The organism is Prauserella oleivorans, from assembly GCF_042685745.1.
GTDB lineage: Bacteria > Actinomycetota > Actinomycetes > Mycobacteriales > Pseudonocardiaceae > Prauserella_A > Prauserella_A oleivorans.
Genome location: NZ_JBHUNT010000001.1, coordinates 1,801,550 through 1,827,267, shown reverse-complemented (window position 1 = coordinate 1,827,267; position 25,718 = coordinate 1,801,550). Strand labels below are relative to the sequence as shown.

General features: G+C 66.3%; 19 protein-coding genes and 6 pseudogenes. 7 read left to right on the top strand and 18 right to left on the bottom strand.

Translation table 11 applies throughout. From position 1 onward, the window contains the following. The first annotated feature begins 129 nt into the window (after window positions 1–129). Window positions 130–1,686 carry an acyl-CoA synthetase gene (locus ACFSZT_RS09035; protein ID WP_110341429.1) on the top strand — a complete coding sequence of 519 codons (1,557 nt, stop codon included), beginning with the start codon at window positions 130–132 and terminating at the stop codon, window positions 1,684–1,686. 95 nt (window positions 1,687–1,781) lie between these two features. Here the strand turns inward: ACFSZT_RS09035 and ACFSZT_RS09030 are convergent. From ACFSZT_RS09030 to ACFSZT_RS09005, 6 genes and pseudogenes are all read right to left on the bottom strand, one after another. After that, a pseudogene (locus ACFSZT_RS09030) lies at window positions 1,782–3,227 on the bottom strand (IS1634 family transposase); the annotation flags it as partial. A gap of 10 nt (window positions 3,228–3,237) precedes the next feature. Next, a protein-coding gene (locus ACFSZT_RS09025; protein ID WP_377478151.1) for an IS5 family transposase occupies window positions 3,238–4,046 on the bottom strand; the annotation gives its coding sequence in 2 pieces (ribosomal slippage) (window positions 3,238–3,704 and window positions 3,704–4,046; 810 coding nt in all). 185 nt (window positions 4,047–4,231) lie between these two features. Next, window positions 4,232–4,734: pseudogene (locus ACFSZT_RS09020) on the bottom strand (transposase); the annotation flags it as partial. Between the two features lie 105 nt (window positions 4,735–4,839). Then, window positions 4,840–6,294 carry a group II intron reverse transcriptase/maturase gene (gene ltrA / locus ACFSZT_RS09015; protein WP_199542766.1) on the bottom strand — a complete coding sequence of 485 codons (1,455 nt, stop codon included), beginning with the start codon at window positions 6,292–6,294 and terminating at the stop codon, window positions 4,840–4,842. A gap of 573 nt (window positions 6,295–6,867) precedes the next feature. Continuing rightward, window positions 6,868–7,704: pseudogene (locus tag ACFSZT_RS09010) on the bottom strand (IS256 family transposase); the annotation flags it as partial. 35 nt (window positions 7,705–7,739) lie between these two features. Next, on the bottom strand, window positions 7,740–8,129 hold the full coding sequence (locus ACFSZT_RS09005) for a hypothetical protein (RefSeq protein WP_199542763.1): 390 nt from the start codon (window positions 8,127–8,129) through the stop codon (window positions 7,740–7,742). Window positions 8,130–8,156: 27 nt separating this feature from the next. On the opposite strand from ACFSZT_RS09005, the pseudogene ACFSZT_RS09000 reads away from it, so the two are divergent. The 5 genes and pseudogenes from ACFSZT_RS09000 to ACFSZT_RS08980 all read left to right on the top strand — a co-directional run. Continuing rightward, window positions 8,157–8,504 (top strand): annotated as a pseudogene (locus tag ACFSZT_RS09000) (enoyl-CoA hydratase/isomerase family protein); the annotation flags it as partial. Between the two features lie 26 nt (window positions 8,505–8,530). Continuing rightward, window positions 8,531–8,980, top strand: a complete 450-nt coding sequence (locus ACFSZT_RS08995) for an enoyl-CoA hydratase-related protein (protein WP_110341435.1) — start codon at window positions 8,531–8,533, stop codon at window positions 8,978–8,980. Window positions 8,981–8,985: 5 nt separating this feature from the next. After that, window positions 8,986–9,492: pseudogene (locus ACFSZT_RS08990) on the top strand (enoyl-CoA hydratase/isomerase family protein); the annotation flags it as partial. Between the two features lie 230 nt (window positions 9,493–9,722). Next, the gene (locus tag ACFSZT_RS08985; RefSeq protein ID WP_255565695.1) at window positions 9,723–10,046 is read left to right on the top strand and encodes an enoyl-CoA hydratase/isomerase family protein; all 324 of its coding nucleotides are present in this window, start codon (window positions 9,723–9,725) and stop codon (window positions 10,044–10,046) included. Window positions 10,047–10,076: 30 nt separating this feature from the next. Continuing rightward, window positions 10,077–11,044: pseudogene (locus ACFSZT_RS08980) on the top strand (CoA transferase); the annotation flags it as partial. 570 nt (window positions 11,045–11,614) lie between these two features. Here ACFSZT_RS08980 and ACFSZT_RS08975 read toward each other — a convergent pair. The 9 genes from ACFSZT_RS08975 to ACFSZT_RS08935 all read right to left on the bottom strand — a co-directional run bounded on the left by ACFSZT_RS08975 (window position 11,615) and on the right by ACFSZT_RS08935 (window position 21,063). Further along, window positions 11,615–13,246 (bottom strand): long-chain fatty acid--CoA ligase, encoded by a 1,632-nt coding sequence (locus ACFSZT_RS08975; RefSeq protein ID WP_110341443.1) that lies wholly within the window; start codon window positions 13,244–13,246, stop codon window positions 11,615–11,617. 11 nt (window positions 13,247–13,257) lie between these two features. Further along, on the bottom strand, window positions 13,258–13,665 hold the full coding sequence (locus ACFSZT_RS08970; protein ID WP_110341445.1) for an SCP2 sterol-binding domain-containing protein: 408 nt from the start codon (window positions 13,663–13,665) through the stop codon (window positions 13,258–13,260). A 46-nt stretch (window positions 13,666–13,711) separates the two neighbouring features. Beyond that, the gene (locus ACFSZT_RS08965; protein WP_308191222.1) at window positions 13,712–15,202 is read right to left on the bottom strand and encodes an aldehyde dehydrogenase family protein; all 1,491 of its coding nucleotides are present in this window, start codon (window positions 15,200–15,202) and stop codon (window positions 13,712–13,714) included. Between the two features lie 11 nt (window positions 15,203–15,213). Next, window positions 15,214–15,885, bottom strand: coding sequence for a sigma-70 family RNA polymerase sigma factor (locus tag ACFSZT_RS08960; RefSeq protein WP_110341449.1), 672 nt, complete (start codon window positions 15,883–15,885; stop codon window positions 15,214–15,216). Between the two features lie 51 nt (window positions 15,886–15,936). Then, on the bottom strand, window positions 15,937–16,257 hold the full coding sequence (gene fdxA, locus ACFSZT_RS08955) for a ferredoxin (RefSeq protein ID WP_110341451.1): 321 nt from the start codon (window positions 16,255–16,257) through the stop codon (window positions 15,937–15,939). Then, window positions 16,245–17,318: an NAD(P)/FAD-dependent oxidoreductase gene (locus ACFSZT_RS08950; RefSeq protein ID WP_110341453.1), complete on the bottom strand. Its 1,074-nt coding sequence runs from the start codon at window positions 17,316–17,318 to the stop codon at window positions 16,245–16,247. Before ACFSZT_RS08950 ends, fdxA begins: the two co-directional genes overlap by 13 nt. 109 nt (window positions 17,319–17,427) lie before the next feature. Next, the gene (locus tag ACFSZT_RS08945) at window positions 17,428–18,411 is read right to left on the bottom strand and encodes a R2-like ligand-binding oxidase (RefSeq protein ID WP_110341455.1); all 984 of its coding nucleotides are present in this window, start codon (window positions 18,409–18,411) and stop codon (window positions 17,428–17,430) included. A gap of 81 nt (window positions 18,412–18,492) precedes the next feature. After that, window positions 18,493–19,599, bottom strand: a complete 1,107-nt coding sequence (locus ACFSZT_RS08940) for an NDMA-dependent alcohol dehydrogenase (protein ID WP_009156912.1) — start codon at window positions 19,597–19,599, stop codon at window positions 18,493–18,495. A 189-nt stretch (window positions 19,600–19,788) separates the two neighbouring features. Next, window positions 19,789–21,063, bottom strand: a complete 1,275-nt coding sequence (locus ACFSZT_RS08935; RefSeq protein ID WP_233520113.1) for a sensor histidine kinase — start codon at window positions 21,061–21,063, stop codon at window positions 19,789–19,791. A 164-nt stretch (window positions 21,064–21,227) separates the two neighbouring features. Here ACFSZT_RS08935 and ACFSZT_RS08930 point away from each other — a divergent pair, with 164 nt between their 5' ends. Then, the gene (locus tag ACFSZT_RS08930; RefSeq protein WP_110341457.1) at window positions 21,228–21,896 is read left to right on the top strand and encodes a response regulator transcription factor; all 669 of its coding nucleotides are present in this window, start codon (window positions 21,228–21,230) and stop codon (window positions 21,894–21,896) included. A 12-nt stretch (window positions 21,897–21,908) separates the two neighbouring features. On the opposite strand, the gene ACFSZT_RS08925 is transcribed toward ACFSZT_RS08930, so the two are convergent. The 3 genes from ACFSZT_RS08925 to ACFSZT_RS08915 are packed head-to-tail and all read right to left on the bottom strand — an operon-like array spanning window position 21,909 to window position 25,686. Next, complete coding sequence (locus ACFSZT_RS08925) at window positions 21,909–22,121, bottom strand: hypothetical protein (protein WP_110341459.1); 213 nt, start codon at window positions 22,119–22,121, stop codon at window positions 21,909–21,911. Then, on the bottom strand, window positions 22,118–23,473 hold the full coding sequence (locus ACFSZT_RS08920; protein WP_110341460.1) for a peptidylprolyl isomerase: 1,356 nt from the start codon (window positions 23,471–23,473) through the stop codon (window positions 22,118–22,120). The genes ACFSZT_RS08925 and ACFSZT_RS08920 overlap by 4 nt, the downstream gene beginning before the upstream one ends. Then, the gene (locus tag ACFSZT_RS08915) at window positions 23,470–25,686 is read right to left on the bottom strand and encodes an MMPL family transporter (protein ID WP_233520112.1); all 2,217 of its coding nucleotides are present in this window, start codon (window positions 25,684–25,686) and stop codon (window positions 23,470–23,472) included. The genes ACFSZT_RS08920 and ACFSZT_RS08915 overlap by 4 nt, the downstream gene beginning before the upstream one ends. Window positions 25,687–25,718: the final 32 nt, after the last annotated feature.

The following is a 25,718-nucleotide window of genomic DNA, read 5'->3' as shown; positions in this document are numbered from 1 at the left end:
AATCGTGGCGACCCGCCGACCGACGCGAACCGTTCCGGCAGCCCAGACATGACCGATGAACAGACCTGCCCACGATCTCGCCCCCGCGCCGTGGTACCGCGCGGGGCGACTACCAACCGGAGACACACGATGAACCGAGGAATCGGCGCCTGGGTCACCAAACGCGCCTTTCTGCAAGGCGACTCGAAAGCCTTCGTTGCGGGCGAGCGCACTTTCACCTACGCGGACGCCGACCGGCGGACCGATCAGCTGGCCTCGGCGCTCGCCGGACTCGGCGTGCGCAGGGGCGACCGGGTCGCCGCGTTGATGGTCAACTCGGTGGAGTTCCTCGAGACGCTGCTGGCCTGCGCGAAACTCGGCGCGATCATGGTGCCGATCAACGTGCGGTTGGCCGCCATGGAGGTCGGTTTCATTCTCGGCGATTCCGGCGCGGACGTGCTCGTGTTCAACGGCCAGTTCACCGACATCGTGCGCGGCGCCCTGACCGAACCCGGCGTGCGGGTACGCCACACGGTCCAGGTGGGCGACGGCGGGTACGAAGACGGCCTGGCCTACGACGAGCTGCTGGCCAGCGGGCCGGCGGACTTCGCCGCGGCGGACGTCGCCGGAACTGACACCGCCATGTTGATGTACACCTCCGGGACCACCGGACGCCCCAAGGGGGCCATGCTCACCCACGACAACTTGCTCTGGAACGCGATCAACGTGCTCGGCACCGAGCACCCGCTTTCCTCGCGCGACGTGACGGTCACGGTGGCCCCGATGTTCCACATCGGCGGACTCGGCGTGCACTCACTGCCGCTGCTCTACGTCGGTGGCACGAACGTGATCCTGCCCAACTTCGACCCGGTCGGCACGCTCACGGCCATGGCCGAGCACCGCGCAACGGTCCAGTTCATGGTGCCGGCGATGTGGGTCGCGATCACTCAGGTACCGAACTTCGGCTCCTACGACCTGTCGTCCCTGGAACTGGCCATGGGAGGCGGAGCTCCATGTCCACTGCCCATGATCGAGTTCCTCAACGAGCGAGGCGTCCCGTTCATCGAGGGCTTCGGCATGACCGAGACCGCGCCGCTGGTCTCCATACTCGACTCGGCCCACGCGAGGAGCAAGGCCGGGTCGATCGGGCGGGTCGCGATGCACGTCGAAGCCCGCATCGTCGATGACGGCGACCGGGACGTCCCGACGAACACCGTCGGCGAACTGGTCCTTCGCGGTCCTAACATCTTCGCTGGCTACTGGATGCGCCCCGAGGCCACCGCCGAGGCCTTCCGCAACGGCTGGTTCCACACCGGTGATCTCGGGCGAATGGACGAGGAAGGCTACATCACCCTGGTCGACCGGAAGAAAGACATGATCATCTCCGGTGGTGAGAACGTCTATCCTATCGAGGTCGAGCAGGTGTTGTTCAAGCACCCCAAGGTCGCCGACGCCGCAGTGGTCGGCGGTCCCGATCCGCGATGGGGCGAGCGAGTGGTGGCCGTCGTCGTACCCGACCCCGCGGCCGGGCGGGACCCGGCCCCGGAAGAACTCGTCACCTGGTGCCGCGAACGACTGGCGCACTTCAAGTGCCCGCGCGAGGTGCACTTCGTCGATGCCCTGCCGCGCAACGCCACCGGCAAACTACTCAAGACCGTGCTGCGGGAGAAGTACGCCGGTGTGACAGACGGCGTCGTGGTCCGCTGACCAGAAACCCTGGCCAAACGTCTGCGAAACAGGTTGCAACGGCGACCAAAGCTCTTCGCCAGCGAGGGTTGCAGTGCTTCCCGAGTTGGGCCAATTTAGTGCGTAGCGGCTCGGGCTTTGATCGCTTCGAGAACGTGCTGGATGTTGTCGGGTAGTGGGTCGGCTGCCGTGATCACGTAGTCGCCGGCCTGGATATGGAGCGTGCGGTAGCGGCGGATGGTCTTGACGAACTTCTTGATGGACCAGCCGGTTGTGTCCTCGATCCAGCGGGAGACGGCCAGGGCGGCGAACACGATCGTCAGGTGCGCCTCGATCGAGTCCCTGGTGCGATGGAAGATCGGGCGTGCGGCCAGGTCCGATTTGGCCATGCGAAAGCTTTTCTCGATCTGAAACGGTTGGTGGTAGGCGCCGATGACCTGCTCGGGCGTGGGGTCTTCGATGTTGGTGACGTAGCCTTTGATCCCGGCCAGTGCCCGGGCCTTGGCCTCCAGGTCGAGGTCGCGGTTGACGGTCTTGGTGGCGTCGGTGAGCTTGACGAATCGGTTGCGCTTGATCGCGGTCTTGCCGGCCACGGCCTGCTCGGCTTTGCGGACCTGTTCGTCGATGCCTTTGAGCGTGCGCCGAGCTCGATCGTGCTTGTACTGGTAGTAGCGCACCTGGTCCTTGCGCTTATCAGTCGGCCCGGCCGGCCACGGCTGGGTGAACACTTGCCCGTCGGCGATCTCGGTGTCCGGGTGGGCCTTGCGCCACTCGGCGACGATGTAGGGGATCTCGGGGATCTTCATCCCGAGGATGAACGACAGGCCTGCGGCCTCGATGTCCTTCATGTTCTTCTCGGAGATCATCCCGGCGTCAGCGACGATGACCACATCTGTCAGGCGGTGGGCGGCCAGGAACGCCGTGATCGTAGGCAGCATGGTGGTGGTCTCGGCCGTGTTACCCTCGAACGCGTTGACCATCAACGGAAACCCCGTCGCGTCGGTCAGCAGCCCGACGGTGATTTGAGGTTCCAGGCGGCGTTCCTTGGAGAACCCGGACTCGCGGAACCCGTCCCCGGCGTCGGTCTCGAAGTACAGGGTCGCCACGTCGTAGAGCAGCAACGTCGCAGGCCCCAGACCAACATGATGGGCGCACAGCGCCGCCAGCCGCTCCCGCCACGCTTCGCCGGCATAGGCGTGCAGGCGCCGCTTGAGGGTCCGATACGACACCGGCGCGATGCCCGTCTCCTCCAGCACCCGCAGCGAGTCCAGCTTGCTGGTCGGCTCGATAATGCGCGCCAGCACCAGTTGCCGGAACACCTCGTCCCCGTCGGCGGCGGCATCGAACCCGAGGACCTCGTAGGCCAGCGAGAGCGCGTCCCACAAGTGCCCCATCCGCGAGGCTGTGATCGGCAACGGACCACCCGCCTCCGGCGGCGCATCGAGCCCCAGGTCGAGCTCGCCCTGCCCGGCGACGAGCCGCTGGCGAGCGACCGTCCGCAACAGCTCCAACTCCACATCGTCGTGGGCGGAGCTGATGTGCTCGATGTCGCGAGAGCCCTTAGAGCATGTCTCATTTCGCGAGTTTCTTGAAGCAGGTGAGGGCTGCGGCGAGAGTGAGGAAGGCGCAGAAGTGGTTGGCGTAGCGCTCGTAGCGTATGGTCAATCGTCGGTATCCGAACAGCCACGCGATACATCGTTCGATGACCCAGCGGTGCTTGCCGAGTTTCTGGCTGGATTCGATGCCTTTGCGGGCGATGCGCACGGTGATTCCTTGCTTGCGTACCCAGTCTCGGAGTTCGGCCTGGTCGTAGGCTTTGTCGGCGTGGAGCTTGTCCGGCTTGCGCCGGCGGGGCCCCCGCCGGGAGTTCACGGCGGGGATGGCCAGAATCAGCGGTTTGAGGGCGTGCGCGTCGTTGGTGTTCGCGGCCGAGATCGCGACCGCCAGCGGCAGTCCCGCCCGGTCGGACAGTGCATGGATCTTCGAGCCGGGTTTCCCGCGGTCCACAGGACTGGGACCGGTCAGAGATCCCCCCTTTTGGCCCTGACGGAGGCTCCGTCCAGGACCGCGCGGGACCAGTCGATCATTCCCTGGCTGCCGAGTTCATCGAGTACCGCGCGATGCAACCTGCGCCATAATCCGGCTTTCGTCCACTCGGTGAAGCGACGATGCGCGGTCGGGACCTTCACTCCGAAGCTGGGTGGCAGGTGTCGCCAAGCGCACCCGCTTGTCAGCACGAACACGATCGCGGTGAACACAGCACGATCATCCACGCGCGACCGTCCGCCTCCCTGCGGACGAACCTGATGCGCAGGGACCAGCGGTTCGACCAGTGCCCACAGCTCATCAGGCACCAACCGCCGCGACAACTCATCAACCACGAACCAAGATCATGCCCGCAACCCAACCAAGATCCAAACGAGACACGCTCTTATGGGAGGAGTGCACAATCTGCACCGCACGCGCCCCCGAGGCGGTCTTCACGGTCCGGACATAAGCCACCCGGCAACCCTAGAGCCGCGATTTAGTGCACAGATTCCACCCGACAACGCGACAAACCAGCAGGTCAGCGAACCACGGCGCAGATCAGGGGTCTGTCAGATGAACGGTGGATCTGATCTTGGTTCTCGTTGGTGGTCGGGTCGAGGCGTCCGGGGAAGGTGATCGCGAACGCGTTTAACGGCGCTTTCCAGCGCATCGTCCATCGTGCCTTGCCACGGCCGGTGGGGTCTAGAGATCGGGTGACGAGGTACAGGCACTTCAGCGCCGCGGCGTCGGAGGGGAAATGACCGCGGGCCTTGATGCCCGCCGGTAGCGGGCGTTGATCGACTCGATCGCGTTCGTGGTGCAGATGACCTTGCGAATCTCGACGTCGTATTCGAGGAACGGCACGAACTCGGCCCAGGCGTTGCGCCACAACGCCACGATCGCCGGGTACTTGTCCTGCCACTGCTTCGCGAACTCGTCGAACCGGTCGGTGGCCGCCTGCTCCGATGGCGCCGTGTAGATCGGCTTCAGACCTCGCACGATCGCATCCCGGTGTTGGCGTCCGGCATAGCGGAACGAGTGGGGTCGGCCCGCAGCGCGGTGCCGGTGTTGCCACCGGTCCGTTTGCGGGCCGCCCGCCGAACCCGGCGTGCCCGTTTCCGTGCACCGGGCTCTCCGCGAGTGCCGTTATGCCTTCTGGGCCGTCCACAGGTTCGGGATCTTCGCGCCCCGGAATCGGTAACGCTGGATGCTCACCGTTGCGGGTTGGAAGAGCCGGACGCCGTTGCTGGTGGGCCACCACTGGCCGGGGCCGTAGTAGCGGCGGATGATCCACCGCGCGTTCCGGTTCGGATGCTTGTTGCGCAGCCAGCGCCAGACCCTCCACCACAGATGGTGGTCGAGAGCGCCGAACGCCCGGCTGGACGCGCCGTGCCGGAAGTAGAAGGCCCAGCCGCGGGTTATCTGTCCTAAACGAACGAACAGCTTGTCCGCGGGGAGGCTGGTGGTCTGTCTGCCGGTGGCTGCGCTGACCTTGCGTCGAATCGTCGCCAGGGACGTCTTCGACGGATAGGTGTAGATCAGCCGCCGGTCGCTTCCTTTCTGCCGGTGTCGCTGGATTTGAAACCCGAGAAAGTCGACGCCCTCGTCGATGCCGGTCACCCGGGTCTTGTCGGGCGCCAGCCGCAACCCGACCTGGTCCAGGACCGTTTCGATCTCCCCGTAGAGGTTCTCGGCGTGCTGCCGGGTGCCGAAGACCATCACCACGAAGTCGTCCGCATAGCGGATCAGGCAGTAGGTCGCGGCCCCGCGCCGGGTGGCTCGCCAGCGTTGGATCTGGGTGCCCATCGCCTCCCACCGGGCGCGGAAATGCTCGTCGAGAACACTCAAAGCGAGATTGGCCAGCAGCGGCGAGAGGATGCCGCCCTGAGGAGTTCCGGTGGTGGTGTCCCGGAAGTCACGCAACTCGTCCAGCAGGCCCGCCTTCAGGAACGCCTTGATCAGCGCCAGGACACGCCGGTCTCCGACACGAGTCCGCAGCCGGTCCATCAGGGCCGGGTGCGAGATTTCGTCGAAGCAGGCGGCGATATCGACCTCGAAGACCTGCTCGTAGCCGCGTGCGGCGTGAAAGCGGATCTCCTCGATGGCGTCCTGGCATCGGCATTGCGGGCGGAACCCGTAGCTGCACGGGTCGAAATCGGCCTCCAGGATAGGTTCCAACACCAGTTTCAAGGACGCCTGCACGACGCGGTCGCGCACCGTTGGGATCCCCAGGCGGCGGATTTTGCCGCCCGTCTTGGGGATCTGCGCGGTGCGCACCGGGGCTGGCCGGAACGAACGATTCTTCACCGAGGACCGCAGTTCGGTCAGGAAACCGGCCACGCCGCGTTCGCTGTTCTCGATCGACCACGCGGTTGCCCCGTCGATCCCGGCCGTCTTGGCGCCCTTGTTCTCCCGGACTCGGGTCCACGCCATGACGAGGAACGCCGGGTCCACCACGAGGTTGAACAGATCATCAAAGCGACGGCCCCGGTCGGCCGTCGCCCAACGGTGCAGTTTGGTCTGAATCCCCAGTACCCGCTCCCGGACCACCAGTGGGCGGTCGAGCAGAGCACCAATATTCACCGGTGCGTCTTCCGGCATGACAGCATCCTTCCCGCTCACATCGCTGCCGCCCTTCGCCATGTGACCGGCTCTCCCGGCCTCGGACTACTACGGTGGCTCCGCCCCGTCCCGGCCCGATCGGCCGGCAGCGGACCCAGCCTCACGTCACCGCATCGGACACACGGTCGCGCAAGGCAGGACCGGGACGGTTCCCGTGTTCACCTGTTACCGATCAACGAGTTAGGCGCCCAGCTATACCCGGCGGCCCTCGGGACTACGCCGCAGACCTTCATCCCGAACTGTCACGACCGACGGCTTCGATCATGACGGGAGGCCCCATCGAAACAGTGGGGACCACGCACCACGCCCCGGCCCAGATCCACCAGGCTCGAGCCGGTTCCTGCTAACGAGGCTTCACCGCTGGTTTCTCACGTGCACCTTCTCGTCTCGCTCGCCGGGCCCGCACCATCTGGCGGTACTGGCACGTCCCGGCTTTGTCAGGGCCGCTTCCACCCTTCCCCGCCACTCCGCGGATCAGGCTGCCCTCAGCTTCACCAAACCGCTGCGACGGCCCGGCGTCGAAGGTCTCTCACCTCCGATCGAAATAACAGGCGCCTCACGGCGCACGTTGCGGATCAGGTGGATGACGCACGTCTGCACGACCGCCCGCTCCCACACCGTGATGATGGTCTCCGGCAGCCCTTTCAGCCCGTCGCAGACCGCGATGCACACATCGGCAACGCCGCGGTTCTTGATCTCGGTCAACACGCTGAGCCAGAACTTGGCGCCCTCGCCGCCGTCTCCGGCCCACAGGCCGAGGATGTCACGTTCGCCGTTGACGGTAACGCCGATGGCGACATAGATGGGCCGGTTGGTGACCTGCCCGTCGCGGATCTTGACGTGGATCGCGTCGATGAACAGCACCGGATACACGCGGTCCAGTGGCCGGTTTGCCCACTCGGTCATCTCCGCGACGACCTTGTCGGTGATCCGCGAGATGGTGTCTTTGGAAACCTTCGCGCCGTAGACATCGTCGAAGTGTGCGGCGATCTCACCGGTGGTCAGGCCCTTCGCCGATAGCGACAGCACGATCTCATCGACACCGGTCAACCGGCGTTGCCGCTTGCGCACGATCTGCGGATCGAACGAGGAGTCGGTGTCGCGCGGCACCTCGATCTCCACCGGCCCGATCTCGGTCAGTACCGTTTTCGATCTGGTGCCGTTGCGGGAGTTCCCGCTGTCGCGGCCGGCCGGGTCGTGCTTGTCGTATCCCAGGTGCTCGGTCATCTCCGCGTCCAGCGCGGTTTCGAGCACATTCTTCGTCAGTTGGTTCAGCAGCCCGTCCGGCCCCACCAGGTCGACGCCCTGTTCCTTGGCCTGCGCGAGCAGCTGCTCCGCCAGCCGCTGCTGATCCACATCATCGGTCACGAGGTCCAGTGTTTCGGTCATGATCGATCCTTCCCGCCAAGCTCACGCCCGGCGTGTCAGACCAAGATCAGATCCACCGTTGTTCGGACAGTCCCGGACGGCCCAGATCGCCGAGCTCGGCGACCAGTTGCGTAATGAGTTTCCTTGCTGGGCCTCGCTTCTGGCCCGAAGTGCAGTAGCGAGCCGAGGCCGAAGGCCAGCGACCGCGGCGACGAACTTGGTCGAGGAGCAGTCCTTGCTCGTTTGCGGGCGAGTTCGCTGGTGCCGGGCCACTCGACGTGACCGAGCGCGCAGTGCAGGACGGTGATGCGATCGAGGACTCCCACGGCCTCGGCGAGGGTACAGACCTCGTCGAGCATTGCTTGTGAGTCCTTGCCGCCGCTGCTGTTGACGAGGATGACGTCATAGGCGGCGAGATTCGGCATTTCGGTGGTTGACGCGTGCATGAGTCACCTCTTCATCAACGTGACGCGATGGCGATCCTTAGTGGACGATCAGTGGAGTCGTTCGGCGGTGCGCGAATGGCGCGAGCGCCGGCCGACGCTCGCGCGATCGGTGTGTCAGCCCTCGAACGTGACGTCGCCCTGGACGCAGATGCGCAGTGGAACCGTGCGGTCGCCCGTGCCGCCGAGGACGGCCAGGTGGGCGTGATCGTGTTGACCGGCGCAGGAGAGCGAGCCTTCTCCGCCGGCGGTGACGTCGCCACCGAGAGCGCGCGGACGATCTCCGCCGCGGCAGGAGCCGACGCCTTCGACGAGAGGTGCGAACGGCTGTACCAGGCGTTGCGAGATTGCCTGAAACCGGTGATCGCCCGGGTGGACGGATACGCGATCAGGGCGGACACTACATGGCGTACATGTGCGACTTCACGATCTCCTCGGACCGGTCAGTGTTCGGGCAGAACGGGCCGCGCGTGGCCAGCACGGCCGAGGGATGGATCGTCAGCCACCTCTGGTCCGTCGTCGGCATGAAACGGGCCAAGGAGATCTGGATGTTGTGTCGGCGCCACGACGCTCAGCAAGCTCTCCAGTGGAGCTTGGTCAACTCGGTCGTACCGGCGGATGAACTCGACACCGAGGTCCGGCGCTGGTGCGACGAACTGCTGGCGTTGAGCCCCACGGTACTGAAGCTGGTGAAGAAGTCGTTCGACGACTCCCTGGCACCGGTTCGCAAGGCGCAGGACCGGTTCAAGATCCTCGACCAGGTCAACCCCGGCTTCTGGACTTGGGGTGAGCAGACCGAGGGCGCATCGGCGTTCCTGGAGAAGCGCGCCCCCGGCTTCTCCCCGTGGCGGTGAGTACGATGGGAACGCCCACGGAGAACGGCTACGTTCGGGTCAAGGTCGAACGGGCGGTCGCGGTCCTGACTGTCGACCGGCCACCCGCCAACGCGCTCGACCGGCAACTCGTGGACCAGCTCAGCCGGGCGGCCACCTCACTTGTGCGGCGGGGAGACGTCGGTGCCGTCGTGATCACCAGCACCCGGTCCAGGTTCATCGCCGGCGCCGACATCAAGATGTTGCGCGGGCTCGATGACTCATTGTTTCCGAGGTTCGTCAGCGCGATCCAGCGCGGTTTCGACGACTTGCAGCGGCTGCCGATGCCGAGGATCGCGGCGGTCAACGGTCCGGCCGTGGGTGGCGGGCTGGAGCTGGCCCTGGCCTGCGACCCGCGGTTCGTGGCCGAAGGGACCCGGCTGGGCCTGCCCGAGGTGCGGTTGAGGCTGCTTCCCGGGGCGGGCGGCACGCAGCGACTGGTAGAGGCCGTCGGTAAGGGCCCGACGCTAGAGTTGCTCTACACCGGTAGGGCGGTCACCCCCGAAGAGGGGTTGCGTCTCGGGCTAGTCGATCAAATGGTGCCGGCGGAACATGCGATCGGCTGGCAGACCTGGGCGGAGCTGGACGCGGCCCTGTCGGAGGTCAGTGAGGACAGCACGATCCGCGCACTGGTGCTCACCGGAGCCGCAGGCTGTTTCTCGGCGGGCGGGGACGTGAAACCTCCCCGTCCCGAGGCGAAGGCATCGGCGCCCCATCCGCCAGGTTGTCTGTCGGGGACCGCGCCCTCACCAGGCTGGCGCGCCTGTCGATGCCCACGATCGCCGCGGTGGAGGGCTTCGCGGTCGGCGTCGCCTGGAGCCTGGTGCGCTGCTGTGACCTCGTCGTCACCGCCGAAGACGCCTTCTCCGCGGCCCCGTTCCCCCAACGCGGGATGGCGCCCGACGGCGGGTTGGCCTGGTTTCTCACCCGCAGTCTGGGCCCAACCCGCGCGGCTGAACTACTGATGCTCGGTGAACGGTTCCCGGCTCCTACCGCGGCCGCGGCCGGACTGGTCAACCGCGTGGTGCTTATGGAGAAGCATGGGTAAGCGCGGCGTACTGGACGGGGTGCGAGTGTTCGACGCGCATCCCAACTGCTGCCGGGACCGTGGGCGGCGCAGGTGCTCGGCGACCTCGGTGCCGAGGTGACCAAGGTGGAGCCGCCGGGCAGGGACGGCGGCCGGCTGATCCGCGGTGAGCTATTCGCCGCGGCAAACCGCAACAAACACGGCGTGGTCATCGACCTCAAGACCCTGGCAGGCCAGGCCGAGTTCCTCGACTTGGCGCGGGAGCACGACGTGCTCGTCGAGGGCTTCCGACCGGGCGTGATGAACGAGCTCGGCGTCGGCACGAACGCGTCGCCGAGATCAATCCCGGCATCGTGTACCGCTCCATCTCCGGCTACGGCAGCCGCGGCGAGCAACTGCCCGGCCACGACATCAACTACCTCGCTGCATCCGGCACACTGTCGTTCAGCGGGCGCTGGAGCCAGGAACCACGCCGAGGCGTGCCGATGGCCGACCTCGGCTCGTCGTGCTTCGCCTCATCGCGATCTTGTCGGCCCTGTACGAACGGGCCCCATACCAGCCTAGGCTGCCACCTCGACGTGAGCATGACCGACGTGATGACCGCGTGGGCCGCCGCGCGCGGCGGCCCACCGCTGGAGCGCGGCGCGGACGACCGGCGCCACCTCTACCCCACCAACGATGTCTCCGCGACCGCCGACGGGGCGCTGGCTCGCCCTCGGCGCCGTCGACGAGCGGTTCTGGGCGCCGACCCGCGCGGTGCTCGCGACCATCGAGCCTGCGTTCGCCGACACGCGGTTCCCAGGCCTGGGGAACCAGCTGCGACATGGCGACGAGCTACACGCGCTGCTGCACCGCACATTCGCCACCCGCGACCGGACACCCGGCTCGTGCTGTTCGCCGGAACCGACGCACCGGTCAGCCCGGTCCGCGCGCTCACCGAGGTGGCCGAGAACAGCGACCTGGGTGCGGACGTTGGACGGAGAACGGCACGTCGTGTTCCCGGTACGACGCGACGGTGAAGCCATGGGACAGCTACGGAACTCCGCGCCGACGTGGAAGGGAGTCTGATGTGGATTCCGCGTTGCCAGGAACCAGGAACGGATTAGCGAAGGCATCCGGTACGTCGCGAACTGGTTCGATGACTATTGGTCCGCTCGGGACCGGCTCGACGGATCAACCACCACGCGACCACACCGCGCACCACGTCGAGCGCCACTCCTGGCAGATCGCGGTGCAGCCAGCAAGCGGTGGCTGTGCCCCCGTTCCCGCTGAAGGAGCTGTCGCGTGTCATACTTCAGGTCGGGTTACGTGTCGCAGTCGTGGGGGACACCTGGGCGGTCCAGGGTCGTGCGCCGCGCCTCCGTATGTCGGCGCGGCGCACCCGGGCAGTGCGGGGCGAGCGGCTGTAACTCGGCTCTCTGCTTGGGTTGACGCTACTGGATATCAATCCTCGGTGCTACTTCGCGCCACGGTCGGGGTCTCATGGTCGATGCCCGGTGACATGCCGACAGGTAGCTCACACCTCATCGTTGGTGAGCTCCGCCAGCCGCAGCCGGAACCATCGACACTGCTCCTGATGACGAACGAAGCTATTCGTATACTTCGTTCACCGCCAGCCTGCCATCCGAGTGGATACGGCGTAGAGCCTTCTTGTCGAACTTGCCGACGCTCGTGCGCGGGACCTGGTCAACGAATGCCCATCGTTCCGGCAGCCACCACTTCGGAACCTTGTCGGCCAACCACGACCGCAGCTGGTCGGCAGTCGTCTCAGTGCCGTCTCGAAGCACCACGGCGGCAAGGGGTCGCTCCTGCCACTTGGGGTCGGATACGGCGATGACCGCTGCCTCGACGACGTCGGGATGGCCCATAAGCAGATTTTCCAGCTCAACCGAGGAGATCCACTCGCCACCGGACTTGATGACGTCCTTGGCCCGGTCGGTTAGGGTGAGGAACCCGTCCGGGCTGATGTTCCCGACATCGCCGGTTCGCAGCCAGCCGTCGTGGAACCTGTCCTCGGCTTCGACACGATAGTACGACCCGGTAACCCACGGACCACGCACCTCCAACTCGCCGACCGCCTTGCCGTCGCGCGGGAGCACCCTGTCGTCGTCGTCCACCAGCCTGAGTTCGACGCCGCAAACTGGCCGTCCTTGAGTGGCCCGGTACCGCATTCGGTCTTCCCCTTCGGCGGCGGCCGGGGGCGTCGCGATTGCGCCAAGCGGCGAAGTCTCGGTCATGCCCCATGCCTGCACGATCGTGACGCCGAACCTCTGCTCGAACGACTCCATCAACGCTCTCGGCACCGCCGAACCACCGCAAGCGACCAGGCGCAACGAGGAGAGGTCGATGTCCGGGTTTCGATCGACATGATGCAAGAGGTCATTCCAGATGGTGGGCACAGCGCCGGCAAGCGTCGGGCGCTGCGCCTGGATGATGTCCGCCAGAGGTTCTGCTTGCAGGAATCGGTCAGGTAGCAGCAGGTCCGCGCCAGCCATCAACGCCGCGTAAGGCAGGCCCCATGCGTTGGCGTGGAACATCGGAACCACCGGAAGCACTCGATCGGGTTCCGCGATGCCGAATGCGTTCCCGGAACACGCGGCCATCGAGTGTAGGTACATCGACCGGTGGCTGTACACGACGCCTTTGGGATCGCCGGTCGTGCCACTGGTGTAGCACATCGCCGCCGCCGCGTTCTCGTCACCGTCCAGCCAGGGAAACTCGGACGACTCGCCAGCCAGCACATCCTCGTAACGCAGCACCTCCTTGCCGCATCCCGCCAAGGAGGTGATGTCACCTTCTCCGGTCACGAGCACGAACCGCACGGTGTCGAGGCTGGGGAGAACCTTGGCCATCAGTGGGATGAGCGACGAGTCAACGATGACCGCCCGGTCTTCGGCGTGTGTGGCGATGAACCGAATCTGTTCGGGCGACAGCCGGATGTTGAGGGTGTGTAGCACGGCGCCCATTGATGGGATCGCCGCATAGGCCTCCAGGTGCTCCTGGTTGTTCCATTGGAACGTCGCGACCCGGTCGTCGTCGGCGACACCGAGGCGACGCAACGCGTTCGCCAGCTTGCCACACCGCTCGCCCAGTTCGCGGTAGGAAACCCGCCTGACGCCGTCACCGGTAGCCGTGAGGACTCCACGATCGCCGTGGTTCTGCACCACGTGCCGCAGGATCGAGGACACCGTCAGCGGTGTTGTCTGCATGGTGCTGAGCATGGTGACCTCCGTTACGCCGAAAGCAGGTCCTGTCGACCGTCCGCTTCCAGCATCTCACGATATGCCGGGAACAGGGACTTCGCGGCGGGCACAAGTTTCAGGACCTTCGAAGTCGGTCCCTTAGCGCGGACCTTGCCCTTCGCCAACGCGGTCGCGAGGTTGAGTTCGCCGAGCCAGAACCGGTTTCCGTCGTCGGCTGTCATGAACAGTTCCACAACGGGCTTGAGATCGGTGGCGCCCGCGTACACTTTGCCGTTCGGCATGTCGACCGTGACGACCGCGTCGGGATCGGTGTACGTGATCTGCAGGATCACCCCTGAGCCCGACAGTTTTGGGCCGATCTTGGGATCGGCGAGCCCCTTCTCGAAGACCCCTCCGATGTACTTGTGAACTTCCGCCTCGTCCTTGAACACGCCCATTGCGATTTCCTTTCTTGTGGTGTGAGCCTCTGCTTGGCTCTTGGGATCAGTCGAGGTTCAGCCACACAGACTTCGTCTGTGTGTAGCCGAGCAACGCTTCCTCGCCGAGATCGCGTCCGTAGCCGGACGCCTTGAAACCGCCGAAGGGCGCGGCGGGGTCGATCATGTTGTACATGTTCACCCATACCGTGCCCGCATCCAATTCCGCTGCGACGCGGTGGGCCCGCCTCACGTCGTTGGTCCACACGCCCGCGGCCAATCCGTAGGCGCTCGCGTTGGCACGCCGAACCGCCTCGTTCTCGTCGTCAAACGACAGCACCGACAGCACCGGCCCGAAGATTTCCTCAGCCGCGATGGACATGTCGTCGCGGACCTGGGTGAACACGGTCGGGCTCAGGAAATTGCCGTTAGCCAGTACACCATTCGGGCGGTCACCACCGCACACCAGCGTCGCGCCTTCGCGCAGCCCCGACTCGACATACCCCTGCACGCGCTCCAGCTGTTTCGGCGAGATGAGCGGGCCCATCTCGGTGTCGTCGGCCAGTCCATGACCCAGTTGGATCGCTTTCGCCGCCGAAGCCAGCTCCTGTACCAGCTCGTCGTGAACGTCGCGATGCACGAACAGCCGTGATCCGGCGCAGCACACCTGCCCTTGGTTCATGAAGATCCCGGTCAGCGCGCCTTGTGCCGCGGCGGCAAGGTCGGCGTCCGGAAAGACGATGTTCGCCGACTTCCCACCCAGTTCCAGCGTCAGCTTCTTCAGGTGTGGCGCGCTCGCGGTGACGATGCGCCTGCCGGTGTCCGTCGAACCAGTGAACGAGATCTTGGCCACGCCGGGGTGATCGATCAGCGCCTGTCCCGCCTCGGGCCCGTAGCCGGTGACCAGGTTCATCGCGCCGGGAGGCAGCCCAGCCTCGAGTGCCAACTCCACCATCCGCAGGGCGCTCAACGAGGTGAACTCGGACGGCTTGAGGACGACGGTGTTTCCGGCCGCCAGCGCCGGTGCCACCTTCCACGATGCGATGAGCAACGGGAAATTCCAGGGCACGATCGCGCCGACGACGCCGAGGGGTTCCCGCCGAGTATAAACCAGTGCCTCTCCGACCGGAGGAGAGACCGGCACGGTTTGCCCGGTCAGTTTCGTCGTCCAGCCACCGTAGTAGCGCCAGACCTGCGCCGCGAGCGCGACGTCGACGTACATCGACTCGGTGAACGGCTTTCCGTTGTCCAGGGTTTCGAGCGTCGCCAATTCCTCGGCATGGGCGTCCAGTATCGTCGCGATGTCGAGCAGAACATGCCCGCGGGCTGCCGCGCTCATCGCTCGCCATTCTCCGAAGGCCGACTGCGCCGAGGCGACCGCCTCGTCGACGTCGGGCTTCCCGCCGGCCGCAATGCTGGTCAACGTCGCACCGGTCGCGGGGTCCTGAGTCGTGATCTGGCCGTTCCCGGTCGCACTTCGCTGCTCCGCACCGACCACGATGCTGTCCGAAGCCCTGCCGAGAAATCGCTGGACGGATTCCGGAACGTCAACGGTCATTGTTGTCATCGTCAACTGCCTTTCTCTCCTCCGGACGGTGCCGGCTGCACGCGACGCCGCCCATCCGCAGATCCGCCAATCAACTCGCCAAGACGACGAATCGCCCGATACTGCAGAGCACGCGCCGCACCGGGTTCGCGGTCCAGTATTCTCGCGGTCTCGTTGACCGAAAGATCGCAGAAGAACCGCAGCACAAGACACGTCCGCTGGTCATCGGCGAGTAATCCCAGGCACCGGATCAGTTCCGCTCGCGCGATCCCGAGAATGACGAGCTCCTCCGGCGTCTCGTGACCGGAGGCGTCCGGAAGCTCGTCGACCGTGACCTCATGCCGCACGGACCCGGACTTCGTGTGGTCGAAGATGATATTGCGGGCGATGGTGAGGAACCACGCGCCCGCATCTCGTCCCCGGTACTCCAGCGAGTTGATTGCCCGCAGCGCCCGCGCGAACGTCTCGCTGGTGACGTCCTCGGCTAGGTGCCGATCGCGGACACGGGATAGGGCAAAGCGGTGAACGCTGGTCGCGAATCTGTCGTACAGCACGGCATACGCCGACGCGTCTCCTCGTTGAGCCGCACGAACAAGCACCCAGTTGTCAGCGGACAGGTCCACGACATCACCGCCGGCCTGTCCGTCATCGGCGGCGCTGCGTGCTCCTCGTTGAGCCACAGCGGTTGAGCCCACACTCACTCCTCGTGATGCGGCATCGCGATCGCGACGCACCTTCGACCTTGACTAGTCCTCCTTGGGAGGGAGCGTTTTCACGAACTCGGTGTCGGGTATCGGGGTATCCACTTTGGTCGATCCTCCCGGTGACCCGATCCCCGTAAACGCCTGCTGCGCCGACTCCTGGAATGGTTTCCATTCCTCGTCAACGTGTTGTGCGGGACGGATGGCCTCTACTGGGCATACCGGCTCGCAGGCCGCGCAGTCGATGCATTCCGTCGGGTGGATGTACAGCATCCGTTCGCCCTCGTAGATGCAATCGACCGGGCATTCCTCGATGCACGTCATGTCCTTGACGTCGACACACGGCTCGCCGATCACGAACGCCATCCTGCGACCTCCTTGCTTCGCGGCTGTGCAGAATTTCCCTCGGGCGCCAACGGTTCCGACGCGGGCACGAGATCACTCGAATGCCCGGGAGCAAGAGTCGCGTCCGGATTCAACTCGACGGCAGCGTTGTTCACGGCGAGCGCCACCTCGCCGAAACCGACGGCGATCAATTTCACCTTGCCCGGAAAGGTCGCCGCGTCCCCAGCGGCATAGACGCGCGGCAGATTCGTACGCATCCGGGTGTCGACGCGGATGGCCCGCCCCTCCATCTCAAGGCCCCACCCGGCGATCGGGCCGAGGTCCATCAGAAAACCCAGTGCGGCGACCACGACCTGAGCCTTCAGCTCCCGCGCGCCGTCCTCCCCGCGCACAGTGACGTCCACGCTCTCCACGCTGTCGTTACCACGAACCGCGGTAACGGTGGCGTCGAGCACCAGGTGGCACGGACTGTCCTTCACCTGCGCGACCGAATGTTCGTGCGCCCGGAACTGCTTGCGACGGTGCACGAGGGTGACCGACCGGGCACGCGGAACCGCGGCCAGTGCCCAGTCCAGCGCCGAGTCGCCACCGCCCACCACGACGACATCCTTGCCGTCGAACACCTCCAGCTGCGGGACGAAGTAGCAGAGCCCGCGCCCGAGAAGCTCCTCACCTGCTGGTAGCGGACGCGGGGTCACCGAACCCACTCCGGAGGTGACGATCACGGCTCTCGTGTTGACGACGACACCCGAGGAGGTCGTCACCCGCCAGCCATCGGCAACTTCCCGGATGTCGCTCGCCTGCTGAGACAACAGGAATCGGGGGCCGAACGGTTTCGCCTGCTCGAGGAGGTTGCGGATCAGCTGCTGCCCCTGAACAGCGGGCAGGCCTGCGATGTCGTAGATGTTCTTCTCGGGGTAGATCGCCTGTACCTGACCACCGGCCTCCGGTAGCGGATCCACCAACGCCGTGGTAAGCCCACGAAAACCCGCGTAGTAGGCACCGAACAAGCCCACGGGCCCGGCGCCGACGAACAACACGTCAACGGTGACCTCGCCAGCTGGCGCGGTTGTTGTGCCCATCTCTTGCTGCCTCGATTCTGGTGACCTTGCCGACGCGAACTGTTCGCCCGGGTCGGGTCTCCGCCCCCGGACGAACAGTTCCACGGAACAGTGCTCGGAGCGCGTCGGCTCAGGACACGGCCGCAAGCGACTTCGCCACGGCCTTCTCGTCCTCCTCGGCGAAGGTGTCCTCAAGCTGCATAGGCGAGTAGTCCTCGTCGATCTCCTCGACGGGGCGGCCCCGTGCCCCCTCGATCGACTCCAGCCGACGGTTGATCTTGTCCATGCCATAGTCGGTCATCTCGTCGAGATCGATACCGAACGGGGCCCGCGCAGCTTCGAACTGGTCGAACAGCTTCACGATCAAACTCATCGCTGGCTCGATTAGTTCCTGCATCCGCTCCTCAACGACCTCCCAGGTCCGCTCGTCCGCGGCGACGTGACGGCGGCACGTGAAGGTACCCCACGCCATGTGCCTGCGCTCGTCGTCGCCGATGTACTTGATGAGCTGCTGCATGCCCGGCAGGATGTTCCTGCTCGCGCATACCTTCGCCCATCCGAAGTAGCCGGTGAGGGCGAGACAACCCTCGACGACGTGGTTGTAGGTAATCGAGGCACGCACCTGCGCCGCGGGCGACGGGTCCTTCTCCAAGGCGTACAGGGACTTGGGCAGTTCCTCGGCGAAGATTGTCTGGTATGGCTGGCTGTACTCCACGTACTCATGCAGGTCCGTGCCGAGCCCGACGGCGTCGAACCACAGTCGGAAAGACTGCATGTGCTTGGCCTCTTCGAAGGTGAACTGGGTGAGGTAGGCCTCGTCGGCCAGCCGTCCCTCTGCCGCCATGGCCGCCATGAACGGCTGGAGGTCCTGAGCGACCGACTCCTCCCCGGCCATGAACTGTGAGGCAAGGATGCAGGTCAACTTCTTCTCGTCCGGCGACATCGCGGCGAAGTCCGCGGCGTCCTGCGAAAAGTCGATCGTTTCCGGGTCCCAGAATTTCTTGTTTCCCTTCCGGAACAGCCGCATAGGGAAGGATTCCATGCGTAGGCCGCCCTCACAGAGGCTGCCATACCCATTCCGCTTACCGTGCTGGATGACGCGGTCGATTGCCATGTCACATCCTCGATTCGAATACACGCCGGATAGGGCGGGAATAACTTGGCGACGATAACTGTTTCTGTCGACTTAGGAGTTTCAGAAGCGGATCATTCCGCGGATGTTCTTTCCGTCACGCATGTCCTGGTATCCCTGGTTGATGTCCTCCAGCTGATACTCAGCGGTCACCAGTTCGTCGAGCTTGAGTTGGCCGAGGTTGTACAACTCAAGCAGTCGCGGAATGTCATGCTGCGGATTCGAGGATCCGAACAGCGCGCCCCGGATCTGCTTCTCGTAGAGCGTGAGTTCGAAGAGGTTGCCGCTCATCGTGTGCTCGTCCGGATGGCCGATCGCGGTGACGATCACACGCCCACGCTTGCCCACCAGACTCAAAGCGGGCTCGATGTAGGAGCCCTCGGCGACGTCGGTGGTGAGCACGCATACGTCAGCGAGCTGCCCGCGGGTCAACTCGCTGACCACGTTCCACGCTTCGTCCATCGACTCGGCCGTGTGCGTGGCCCCGAACTCGCCCGCCTTGGCACGTTTGTACTCGACCGGATCAACGGCGACGATGGCACGCGCGCCGGCGGCCCGTGCTCCTTGGATGGCATTGACACCGATGCCACCGGCCCCGACCACGACGACCACGTCGCCGGCACGCACTTCGCCGGCCCGGGTGGCGCTACCGAATCCGGTCGTGACCCCACACCCGACAAGGGCGGCCTTCTCCAGCGGAAACCCTTCGTCGATCTTCACCACCGAGGCGGCGGGCACCACCGTGCGCTCGGAAAAGGTACCCAGCAGGCACATCTGGCCCGCGTCCTCGCCGCGAGTATGGAACCGGTAGGTGCCGTCCAGCTGCGGCCCGAGGATCACCGCGCCACCCAGATCGCAGAGGTTCGTCATGCCACGGGCGCAGTAGGAGCACTTGCCGCATGCCGGGAGAAAGCTCAAGACAACAGGATCGCCTTCGGCCACCTCGGTCACGTTCGCGCCCACCGCCTCAACGATGCCGGCGCCTTCATGTCCACCCACGACCGGGAACGGGATCGGGATGTCGCCGGTGACGAGGTGCTCGTCGGAATGACACAATCCGCTGGCGGCCAGTTTGACCTGGACCTCACCCTCGTTCGGCGGGTCGAGGTCGATCTCTTCGACCTGCCACTTCTCGTTGAGGCCCCACAAGACGGCGGCCTTGGTCTTCATCGACATCGTCTCCTTCGACTCTGAAGGGCTTCTTCCCCCAGCGTATGGGGAATGCGCACCCGGCAATACGGGCCATCCGTGCCGCGAGTGGCCCATGAAGGCCACGGACAGTGTGGGCCGCGCAAGATCGGTCGAGGCCCAGTTGGTCTGGGCGCACCATCGCCACCCCCTGGCGCTCGTGGTGCGGACCTATGGGTGAGGCGACTGGGTGGGTGGGCGACCAGCCAGCGTCCGCACGGGCAATGTCACGCGCACGGCCAACCCGCCTCCGGCGGCCTCCTGAAAGTCGATCGTGCCGTTCAGCGCCTGGATGATCTGGTCGACGATCCACAGGCCGAGACCTGCGGTGCCTCGTTCCTGCCCGGCCTGCGCGAACTTGGCGGTGAGCTCGACGGCGCGGTCAAGGGGCATTCCCGGCCCTCGGTCGGCGATCTCCAGTGACAGCGAGCCTTGGTCAAGGTTCGCGATGACACTGACCGGCTGGTCACGGCCGTGGCGGGATGCGTTCTCCAGCAGGTTTGTGACGACCCTGCGGACGAGCTGGGCATCAAGTTGGGCGTGGGCGTTCGATGGCGAGACGATCAATCGAAGTCGTTCACGCGGCAGGCCAGCAGCGTCAGCAGCCATGAGTATGAATTCGTGCACGTTCACCACCCGAAGGTGCCCTGTGCTGAAGGCTGGTCGCCGGCTGGCTGCGACGTCGGCCAGCGCGTTGAGCATGGCCGACAGGTGCTCGACGTGCGCGGTCAACAAAGCGAGGCGGGGGTCGGCGGACTGCGCCGTGCCACCGGTCTCCCGCGACAGATCACGGACCAGCGCATCCAAGGATGTTACAGGTGTGCGGAACTCGTGGAGGATCACGCGCAGCCCAGTCTGCTGCGCGTCGTAGGAGGCCGTCAGGCGAGTCCGGAGATCGCGCTCTTCGTCGGCCACGATGCGCGCGGCGGCGGTCTCCGCCTGAGCTAGGCCGCGGGCGCGTTCGGCGTGCTCGTTCAGCAAGACGAGCCCCGAGGCGAGCGCACCGGTGAAGAGCAGGTACAGCGCCCACCACACCCCGGCTAGGAGGCGATCGTGGGTTGGGCCGCTCGTGGGGTTCACCGTCAGCGCGATTGTGACGAAGCAGCCGCCGAGCAGCAGGGCCACTCCCAGCGTGCTGATAAAGGACAGTCGGGCAGCCGCGGCGACGATGACCAGAAACAGGATAGACACCGCTGGGCTTTGCGCGCCGCCGGATGACGCCACGATCCCCGACGCCAGCCCCGCGTCCAGGACGGTGATGATCGCAGCCGGCACTCGACCCTCGACCTCCCAGGTGGGATGTCCCAACATGACGGTCGAGTAGACCGTCGCGATGCCGACGAGATACCATGCCGCCGCCGTGTGCTGGACGAACGGGCTGGACCCCACCAGCAGGAGCACCGCCGCTGAGAGCACGACGCCGACCCGGACCCAGACGGTGATCAAACCGACCGGACGCAGCGTGTCGCCAGGATCCGGCTGCCCCGCCAGGTACCGGCGTGACCGAGGCGCTCGCCACCAGCTCATCGCGGTAGCGGGCACCTGCGTCGCGCCCACGTGGTCGTCTGGCATCTGAACCCCACTGGTTACAGTCGTATTAAGGTTAGGCCATGGATGGTGATAAGCTGGTGGTGGTCATCGTCGACGACCACGATCTGTTCACACAGGGCTTGGCTCTGTTGCTGGAGAGCCGGGTCGGCGATCGTATCTCGGTCGCAGGGTCGACCAGCCGGCCGGAGGAAGCGGCCGCGCTGGTCGGTTCGACTGGCGCCGGTCTGGCGATCGTCGATCTCGCCATGCCGCCGATCGGCGGCGTGGCGGCAGTCCGGCACATCAAGTCGCGCCATCCGGACACCAGGATCTTGGCGCTGTCGGGCACCACCGATCGGGGTTTGGCGGAGGAGGCATTGTTGGCGGGCGCCGACGGTTACCTGTCGAAGTCCGCGGACCCCGACACGCTCGTCGCCCCATTACTAAGCGTCGCGGCCGGTTTCCGAGTCGTCGAACCAGATCTGTTCACCGCGCTGCTGGATGGCATCCGCCGCCCGCCGGAAACGATTCTCCAGAGATTGGATACCGAGGAGATGCGCCTGTGGGGCTTGCTCGCGCGGGGCGCCGAGACCATCGAAATCGCCGAACGGATGCTGGTCTCCGAGCGTACGGCCAAACGCATGATCGCGGCCCTGTTACACAAGCTCGACGTCGGGAGCCGCGCGGAAGCCGCGGGACTGGCTGGATACTATGGGCTGATCGACCGGCCCAAGGATACGGGCGTCTGAGACATGCCGGCATCAAGGTCCCCACAAGGCCAGAACGGACAGGACGACGAAGGCAGCCGCCACCACCTGTGCGGCGACCGCACCCCGGCGCAGCACCCGCGCGCGGCGGGCGCGTTCCCGGGCACCGAGCGCCGCAGGTACCGCCGTGTCGGCATTCCGCAAGCCCCACCGGCCGAGCAACACGAGTAGTACCGCCAGCACGAGCAGGGGACCCGCCGTGCTCACCGGGGACCCCCTTGCCGGGGCGGCTGACCGGGTTCGGCTGGCTCCTGCCCTTGGGGAACCCCGAGCTCACCCGGCTGCACGCTCGGCGGAGCGTCCGGGGATGCGGGCAGGTAGGCATCGGCGTACTGGATGTCCGCGTCGCGGATTCGCTCGGCCAGCCAGTCGCGCCAGGTTTGGAGCTTTCGTTCCAGTTCGAGTTGCTGCTTCAGCGGGTCGCGCACCTGGTCGAACCTCGCGGGCTCGGCCGGGGTGATTCCGGTGACCATACCGACGTTCCAGCCGAACTTGTTCTGCACAGGGCCGAAGTGCTCACCCCGCCCAGCGGCGAAGGCTGCCTTGGCGTAGCCGGGCTGAAGCTGGTCCCGGGTCACGGTGCCAAGGTTTCCACCGTCGCTTCGGGTCGCGCTGTCAAGACTACGCTGTCGGGCAAGCGTGTCGAACGATGCCCCGCTGCGGAGTTCGGCAACGATCCGGTCTGCCTCGTCTTTGGTCCGAACGACGATGTTGGCCAGTTCCCGGCGCTCAGGAGTCCCCAGCTGATCTTTTCGTTTGCTGAATGCCTCACGGATTTCCTGGTCGCCGACCTCCGGTGTGTCCTTGGTGACCGTGTTGAACAGCTGGTCCATGGCCAACTGCTTCTTCACCTCGTCCAGGACGGCTCGTTCCGACGTGCCCGCGTTGCCCAGCGCCTGGACGAACTGGTCGCGACCTTGGGTGCCTTCGCCGAACTGCTGGGTGACGAACCGGCTCAACGTGTCCCGGGCCGCCTTGTCCGCCACCACGATGCCGTGGTCCCGCGCCGCCCTGTCGAGGAGCAGGCTCACCGCATAGGCCTTGGCGGCGTCGCGCCGGAAACGGTCCAGCCTGCCGGGCTCCTGCGGTGGCTCGATACCGTAGAGTGCACGCCATGTGTCGGTGACTTCGCCTAGGTCGTCAACGGTGACGACACGATCGTCGATCCGGAAGGCGGCATCGTCCGGCAGTTGCTCACCAACCCACCAGAGGTAGCCGCCCGCGCCACCGCCCGCGAGCAGCAGCGTCACGGCCGCGACTGTCCGCGCCTTCCGGGTCCGCGGGAGCCTGATTCGCCTGAGGAGGCCGCGCAGGCCGCCCGGCTCACCGTCGGCGTTCCGCTCGGCATCTACGCCGTCCGCACCGCTGTCGTCGTTGTTGGCGATGTCGCGGTCTTGGCCACCCGTGCCCTGGGTTCCTTGCTCTCGCCGCTGGTCCGGCGAGCAATCCTCGGCGACGTGGGTGTCCCGGTCCGTGCCCGAACGCTCTGCGTCGTTCTCACGCGTATCAGCATCCTGTTCCTTGGCATCCGTCACGTCGGATGTCTGCCGCTGCTTCATGATCCACCTCCTGGCGTGGTGACGGATACGGGCGGAGTGGTCGCGGTCGCTGGGCGACGATCGCTCCGCCGGAGGGGCTTCACGGTAAGCCAGACGACGCACGCCGCGGCTCCGAGGGCGAGCAGCACCGATGCGGCGAGCAGCAGACCGAACTCCCGGACCGCCTCGAGCTGGGACACGGCGAGCACCGCGTACCCGACGGCCGATGTCGCCGTGGCCAGCAACACGGAGGTGCGCAGCGCGGCGTTGCCCCGTCGCACCGCTTCGGCGAGCAGCACGGTGAACTCGCACCCGACGGCCGCTGTCAGGGAACCCAGCGCGGCGGTGATCGGGGTCAGCGGAACCCGTGCCACCCACAGGGCGGCGAGGCCGACCCCGGTTGCGAGGGTGGCGGCGGCGACGGCGCGCGCGGCGTCGCTCCTGCGGCGCAGGCCGATCAGGAGCACGCCCCCAGCGGCGAGGATCCCCGCCACATTGGTGATGACACGGTCGGAGGAGACAAGTTCATGCCCGCGGACCGCAGCCATCGGCAAGCCGGTCAACTCCACCCGGTACCCCGTCGGGGGCGGTGGCAGGTTCCTGGCGACGTCGTCGCGCAGCGTCCGCAGCTGGTCGAGGTCGTCCATGCGCACACCGAAGCTGAGCACAGCTGCCCGCCGGTCGTCGCGGAACACCGAGCCGGTGAGGTACGGCGGCAGCAGCCGGGTCGCGGCCTCGATCTGCGCGGCGGACGGCGACGACCCGAGGAAGGGAAGCAGGGTGGCGGGCGAGATGACCGGCCGGAGCTGGTCTCCGTGCCGTTCGACGATCATGCTCTGAGCGCTGTGGGACCAGCTGACGGCCTGGGGTGCGAGCACGTCGGGGCCGCGCAACACCACCGCCACCTCACCGGAGGAGCCGATGACCGATTCCACCTTACGCGCGTCCTCGAGGGTTTCCAGCCCTGCGGCGAAGTTGCGGAAGTCGCTGTCGAGTCTCAACTGCGGCAGCATGACCCAGCCCGTCGCCGCGACCGCGACGGCGAGCAGCGCGGCAGCAGCCCGGATCGGCCAGGACGCAGCGGTGCGGGTAGCGGGCCGACGGTCGCCGCGAGGCTCAGCGTCAGCCCGTGACACCGCGCGCACCAGCACCATACCCAGCGCGGCGGCGAGCAGAACGCCGAAGGCCAGCGTCAGGCCGAGGTCCCGGACGAGGGGTAACGGGGACAGCGCCAGGGTGGCGAATGCCGCCGCGGTCGCGCTGGCGACCACCAGCACGACGCGACGCCGGGCGTGCTGCGCGAAGTAGGTTGGATAGTAGCTGCCGATGCCCAAGAGCACGGGAAGGAAGGCGACCACGCCCAGGGACAGGGGCCGGTCTAGCCACCCGAACGTGGCGACCGTGAGCGCCACCGCCACGGTGGTCGTCACCACGGGCAGGAGCCGTCGTCGCACACCCCGGGTCCAGGGGATGAGCAGAAAGCACGCGGCGACCGCCACCACCGCGATCCCCCCGATCACAGGGATTTCCCAGCGCACCTGACTGGCCAGATCCGAGGTCACCGTGGGAACGCCGGAAACGATGGCACGCTCGGCACCCACGGTGTCGCGGGCCGCCGAGACGGCATTCCGGACGCTCTGCACGAGCCGGTCGGTGCCGTCCTGGTCCAGCCCCTCGCGTGGCCGGATCAGCACGGCGACGGCCCGGTCGGACGGGACCATGAACCGCCACTGTGGTTTGGGTTGCCCGTCCGGTGTGTGGAGGACCGTCTCAACGAAGCCGGGGTTGCGCAACGTGGGCAGCCCAGCCGGAAGCCCTTGCACCAGGAGTGCCCCGTACCGGGCGTCGAACTCGGCCGCCGTCGCGTCTCCGCCTCGGGCGCGGAGGGCGTCGCGTCGTCCCGCGAGCTCGGCGAGCAGGTCCTGCACCCGGCCGGCGATCTGGTTGAGCGTGGTCGCGGGGCCGTAGGTGGCGGCGACGTCGGGTAGGCGTGACAGCTGGCCCTCCAGCTGCAGCAGCGGCAGCAAATGTTGCTGGTCGAGCAGCTCACCCGGCTGGCGTGACTCGAGCAGGACCACGACGGGGTCCCCGCCGAAGTCGGACGCCGCCGCCTGCAGCTCCTGCAGCGCGGGGTCGTCGTGTGGCAGGAAGGACTCGACACTGGTCTCCAGGCGCACCTGTGCCAGCCCGCCGATCAGGAAGGCGACCACGAGCAGGGCGCCCAGGATGGTCACGGCGCCGCGTTTGGTCCGGTACCGCGACCACC